We start from the raw sequence: 4,901 nt of genomic DNA on the forward strand, positions 1-4,901 counted from the left end.
GGTCTCCGCCATCCCGGTTGAGGCGCGCCGGGTGCGCCCGCGCCCGCAAGTCTGGTCAGTCGCCGAGTATCTTTGCCATCTTCGCGATGTGTACATGGCCTTTACCATCCGACTGCATCGCGTTCGCGCCGAGGATCGGCCAGCACTGGAGCCGATGTTCAACGATCTCCGAGCGCGTCGATTCCGCTACAACGGCTGCGATTTCGAAGCCACTCTGGGCGAACTCGGTTCAGCAACAACAGGTTTCTGTGAACAAGTCGCCCGTACCGAAGAGGGGGACTGGGACCGCATCGCTACTCGGCTGCCCGGCGAGGATCGGACAGCGCGTTGGCTGGTCCGGCAGGCAATGCACGAGGGCGTTCATCATCTTGGCGACATCCGCAGAATTGGCGGCATTGGCGGGCCGTCCGCAACCTAAGAACCGTGGCAGGTGAGCGCAATCCGCGCTATCACGCTGTCGGAAGTCAAAAGGTTGGTCTCGACATCGCCATAAAAGGAACCGTCGTCGGGGTCCCAGTTGGCGGTCTGAACGACGGTGGCCCACACCGGCTTCCCACCGAAAACCTTAGCGTTGTCTCCTATGTTGAAGTCGCTGAGCCGCTGCGGATTCGACCCATCCGGACTCATCGTCCACCAGTCAGTGCCATGTGATGGGTTGCCGGCGTTGGTCATCCACAACACCTGCCCGTCGGGCGTGTAGCGGGGATGCTCGTTGTAGCTGTCGCCGCGGGTAAGGCGAGTGATCGCGCCGGACTTGAGGTCGAGACGGTAGATCTGATTCTTCCAGAAGTTCTGGGTTTCGAAGTCGCTGGTGAACACCAGAGACGACGAGTCGGCGGAGAATCCGCCGCTCTCATTGAAGGCATCGCCGCCGGGGGAGACGGTACGAATGTCAGACAGCGAGGGTGTGCCATCCGTGTTGACGTTAAAGTCGGCGACCTTGATGACCCAGAACCCGGCGAAGCGATTGGGGTTGAGGACCCGGGGTACCTTGGTCCGCTCGGTCCATTCGAGCAGCCGACCGTCGGGGGAGAACTCCGGGATGATCGTGCCGTGGTCTTTGTCGGTCGGGAGGTCGGTGAGCTGCCATGCGTGTGACCCGTCGGCGCTGGCCACCCACAGGTCGGAGTAGCTACCCCAGCCGGGGGTAGCGACCACCGAGTCGCCCGGGTGATCCGGTTTCTCGGCCACGAACGCGATGAACTTGCCCGACGGGCTCCACACCGGCGAGCCGGCCGTGCGCTGCGGGAAGTTCACTGCGCCTGCCCCGAACTGTGCACGGTTCGCACCGTCCGGCTTGACCGTATAGATGTGGTAGTGGCCGTCGCTGCCCTTGGCGTTGTAGGCCAGCAGGCCGTTGGCTTTGGACCAGTCAGCCCCGAAGGCGTCCTTTTGGAACACTTGGTAACTGATCGGCGGGCCACATCCGGGCCGCCCGACTGATCGTCCCGGCGCCGCACCGGAACCCGGATGCGAGGCCGGTAGGTGAACACATGACGTGCACAGCGCGAAAACCAGCGCTAGACAAACCCGCAGGATAGGTATCGAATACCGGGACACCATGAGCAGGCGAGCCGCCTCTTTCGTCGCTTCGGCCAAGAATTTGGCTGTGAGCAGGTCTTCACCTAAACTCTAGGGGTTGCCGTGGGCAGACCTCGGCTGGCGCCAAGCATTATCAGCCAGCCCCGCGTGCCCTTCAGTGACGAAGACCATGCATGACAGGTCGGGTGGACTATGCGTTTCCAGCGTCCACGGGCTTATCAGTGCCTGGCTGTATACGTGAACCAGGTCAGGAGATCTAGTGATTCAGCAGGAATCGCGGCTGAAGGTGGCCGACAACACCGGCGCCAGGGAGATCTTGTGCATCCGCGTACTCGGCGGCTCGGGGCGGCGGTACGCCGGTATCGGCGACGTCATCGTGGCGACGGTCAAAGACGCCATCCCCGGTGGCAACGTCAAACGCGGTGAGGTGGTGAAGGCCGTGGTGGTCCGCACTGTCAAGGAGCGCCGCCGCGCCGACGGCAGCTACATCAAGTTCGACGAGAACGCCGCCGTCATCATCAAGCCCGACAACGACCCGCGTGGAACCCGCATTTTCGGGCCGGTCGGCCGCGAGCTGCGTGAGAAGCGCTTCATGAAGATCGTCTCGCTCGCCCCGGAGGTGTTGTAGGTGAAGATCCACAAGGGTGACACCGTCCTGGTCATCTCGGGCAAGGACAAGGGCGCCAAAGGCAAGGTGCTGCAGGCCTACCCGACCCGCAACAAGGTGCTCGTCGAGGGCGTCAACCGGATTAAGAAGCACACTCCGATCTCGACTAACCAGCGCGGAGCGCGGTCGGGCGGGATCGTCACGCAGGAAGCCCCGATTCACGTCTCTAACGTGATGGTGGTCGACTCCGACGGCAAGCCGGCCCGGGTTGGCTATCGCCTCGACGAGGAGACTGGCAAGCGGGTCCGAATCTCCAAGCGCAACGGCAAGGACATCCAGGCATGACGACTGCAGAGAAAGTTCAGCCACGGCTCAAAGCGCGATACCGCAGTGAAATTCGGGACGCGCTCCATAAAGAGTTTAAGTACGCCAACGTCATGCAGATCCCGAGCGTGGTGAAGGTTGTCGTCAACATGGGCGTCGGTGACGCCGCCCGGGACGCCAAGCTGATCAACGGCGCCGTCAGCGACTTGGCCGCGATTACCGGGCAGCGGCCCGAGATTCGCAAGGCGCGCAAGTCGATTGCGCAGTTCAAATTGCGCGAGGGCATGCCGATCGGCGCGCGGGTGACCCTGCGCGGTGACCGGATGTGGGAGTTCCTCGACCGGCTCACATCGATTGCGCTGCCGCGTATCCGCGACTTCCGCGGGCTCTCGCCCAAGCAGTTCGACGGCTCGGGCAACTACACATTCGGGCTGGCCGAGCAGTCGGTGTTCCACGAGGTCGACGTGGACAAGATCGACCGGGTCCGTGGCATGGACATCACCGTCGTCACCTCAGCGACGACCGACGACGAAGGGCGAGCGCTGTTGCGGGCCCTCGGCTTTCCGTTCAAGGAGAACTGACCAGATGGCGAAGAAGGCATTAGTTAACAAGGCCGCACGCAAGCCCAAGTTCGCGGTGCGGGGCTACACCCGCTGCGGCAGGTGCGGCCGTCCGCGCGCGGTGTTCCGCAAGTTCGGACTGTGCAGGATCTGCCTGCGCGAAATGGCGCACGCCGGCGAATTGCCCGGCGTGCAGAAGAGCAGTTGGTAACAGACCCAGAACAGGTGCGCAGCAGGCCCCGACCGGGAACCGTTGCGAGGAAGGCAACACCGCTGTCATGACGATGACGGATCCGATCGCAGACTTTTTGACACGTCTGCGCAACGCCAATTCGGCGTATCACGACGAGGTGACGCTGCCGCACTCGAAGATCAAGGCCAACATCGCCGAGATCCTCAAGCGGGAGGGTTACATCACCGACTATCGCACCGAAGATGCGCGCGTCGGTAAGGCGCTGGTCGTTCAGCTCAAGTACGGACCCAGCCGGGAGCGCAGCATCGCCGGTTTGCGGCGGGTCTCCAAGCCGGGGTTGCGGGTGTACGCCAAGTCGACCGGCCTGCCGCGAGTGCTCGGCGGGCTGGGCGTGGCGATCATTTCGACCTCCTCGGGCCTGCTCACCGACCGTCAGGCAGCCAGACAGGGCGTGGGCGGCGAAGTCCTCGCGTACGTGTGGTGAGGGGTTAATCATGTCGCGCATTGGTAAGCAGCCGGTTCCGATTCCCACCGGGGTCGAGGTGACGATCGACGGCCAGCACGTCTCGGTCAAGGGACCCAAGGGCTCCCTGGACCTGACGGTCGCCGAACCGATCACCGTGGCCCGCAACGAGGACGGCGCCATCGTGGTCGCCCGTCCCGACGACGAGCGGCACAACCGTTCGCTGCACGGGTTGTCCCGCACGCTGGTGTCGAACCTGGTGACCGGGGTGACACAGGGCTACACCACGAAGATGGAGATCTTCGGTGTCGGCTATCGCGTGCAGCTCAAAGGTTCCAACCTCGAGTTCGCGTTGGGATACAGCCATCCCGTGGTGATCACGGCACCTGACGGTGTCACCTTCGCGGTCGAATCGCCGACGAAGTTCTCGATCTCCGGGATTGACAAGCAGAAGGTCGGCCAGATCGCGGCGAACATCCGTCGGCTGCGCCGCTCTGACCCCTACAAGGGCAAGGGCGTGCGCTACGAGGGTGAGCAGATCCGCCGCAAGGTCGGAAAGACAGGTAAGTAGTCATGGCGCAATCAAAAGCTGATACCGCCGCACCAAAGTCGGTGGGCCAGAGCGTGTCCGCCGAGCGACGGAAGTCCCGGCTGCGCAGGCACGCTCGGCTGCGCAAGAAGATCTCGGGTACCCCGGAGCGTCCGCGCCTGGTGGTACACCGCTCGTCGCGGCACATCCATGTGCAGCTGGTCAACGACCTCAACGGCACGACGGTGGCCGCGGCCTCGTCGATCGAGGCCGACGTGCGGGGCGTGGACGGCGACAAGAAGGCCCACAGCGTGCGGGTCGGCCAGCTGATCGCCGAGCGGGCCAAAGCGGCCGGGGTCGAAACGGTGGTGTTCGACCGCGGGGGCTACACCTACGGCGGGCGGATCGCGGCACTGGCCGACGCCGCGCGCGAAAGCGGGTTGAAGTTCTGATGACAAGCAACGACTTTGGAAGGACCGCATAATGGCGGAGCAACCGGCCGGAACGGCCGGCCAGGCGACCGGCCACGGTGACACTCGTGGCGCAGGTCGTGACACACGCGAGGGCCGAGGCCGCCGCGATGACCGCCGCGGCGGTCGCGACCGCGACGGGGACAAGAGCAACTACTTGGAGCGCGTCGTCACCATCAACCGTGTTTCCAAGGTGGTCAAGGGTGGTCGGCG

At 64.0% G+C, this 4,901-nt stretch carries 9 protein-coding genes and 1 pseudogene; 9 read left to right on the top strand and 1 reads right to left on the bottom strand.

What is annotated here, in order from left to right:
- On the top strand, positions 1-418 hold a 418-nt coding region (locus tag WBF82_RS10140; RefSeq protein WP_424382910.1), incomplete at its 5' end, for a DinB family protein.
- Here WBF82_RS10140 and WBF82_RS10145 read toward each other — a convergent pair.
- On the bottom strand, positions 415-1,401 hold the full coding sequence (locus tag WBF82_RS10145) for a hypothetical protein (RefSeq protein ID WP_424382911.1): 987 nt from the start codon (positions 1,399-1,401) through the stop codon (positions 415-417). The two genes, WBF82_RS10140 and WBF82_RS10145, sit on opposite strands and share 4 nt — an antisense overlap.
- A 400-nt stretch (positions 1,402-1,801) precedes the next feature.
- Between WBF82_RS10145 and rplN the strand changes: the two genes are divergently transcribed.
- From rplN to WBF82_RS10185, 8 genes and pseudogenes are all read left to right on the top strand, one after another.
- A complete protein-coding gene (gene rplN / locus WBF82_RS10150) occupies positions 1,802-2,170 on the top strand; it encodes a 50S ribosomal protein L14 (RefSeq protein WP_424082016.1) in 369 nt (122 codons plus the stop codon).
- Positions 2,171-2,494 (top strand): 50S ribosomal protein L24, encoded by a 324-nt coding sequence (rplX, locus tag WBF82_RS10155; RefSeq protein ID WP_424082014.1) that lies wholly within the window; start codon positions 2,171-2,173, stop codon positions 2,492-2,494.
- Positions 2,491-3,054 (top strand): 50S ribosomal protein L5, encoded by a 564-nt coding sequence (rplE, locus tag WBF82_RS10160; protein ID WP_424382912.1) that lies wholly within the window; start codon positions 2,491-2,493, stop codon positions 3,052-3,054. The genes rplX and rplE overlap by 4 nt, the downstream gene beginning before the upstream one ends.
- A gap of 4 nt (positions 3,055-3,058) precedes the next feature.
- Positions 3,059-3,244: a type Z 30S ribosomal protein S14 gene (locus tag WBF82_RS10165; RefSeq protein ID WP_324856480.1), complete on the top strand. Its 186-nt coding sequence runs from the start codon at positions 3,059-3,061 to the stop codon at positions 3,242-3,244.
- 67 nt (positions 3,245-3,311) lie between these two features.
- Positions 3,312-3,710 carry a 30S ribosomal protein S8 gene (rpsH, locus tag WBF82_RS10170; RefSeq protein ID WP_424082009.1) on the top strand — a complete coding sequence of 133 codons (399 nt, stop codon included), beginning with the start codon at positions 3,312-3,314 and terminating at the stop codon, positions 3,708-3,710.
- A 10-nt stretch (positions 3,711-3,720) separates the two neighbouring features.
- Positions 3,721-4,260 carry a 50S ribosomal protein L6 gene (rplF, locus tag WBF82_RS10175; RefSeq protein WP_424382913.1) on the top strand — a complete coding sequence of 180 codons (540 nt, stop codon included), beginning with the start codon at positions 3,721-3,723 and terminating at the stop codon, positions 4,258-4,260.
- A 41-nt stretch (positions 4,261-4,301) separates the two neighbouring features.
- A complete protein-coding gene (gene rplR, locus WBF82_RS10180; RefSeq protein WP_424382914.1) occupies positions 4,302-4,670 on the top strand; it encodes a 50S ribosomal protein L18 in 369 nt (122 codons plus the stop codon).
- 31 nt (positions 4,671-4,701) lie between these two features.
- Positions 4,702-4,901: pseudogene (locus tag WBF82_RS10185) on the top strand (30S ribosomal protein S5); the annotation flags it as partial.

It is taken from the genome of Mycobacterium sp., assembly GCF_049673265.1.
Lineage (GTDB): Bacteria > Actinomycetota > Actinomycetes > Mycobacteriales > Mycobacteriaceae > Mycobacterium.

Bases quoted from the DNA above. Each gene is read 5' to 3' on its own strand.
- rplE (WP_424382912.1), top strand. From the start codon at position 2,491: ATGACGACTGCAGAGAAAGTTCAGCCACGGCTCAAAGCGCGATACCGC.
- WBF82_RS10165 (WP_324856480.1), top strand. From the start codon at position 3,059: ATGGCGAAGAAGGCATTAGTTAACAAGGCCGCACGCAAGCCCAAGTTC.
- rpsH (WP_424082009.1), top strand. From the start codon at position 3,312: ATGACGATGACGGATCCGATCGCAGACTTTTTGACACGTCTGCGCAAC.
- rplF (WP_424382913.1), top strand. From the start codon at position 3,721: ATGTCGCGCATTGGTAAGCAGCCGGTTCCGATTCCCACCGGGGTCGAG.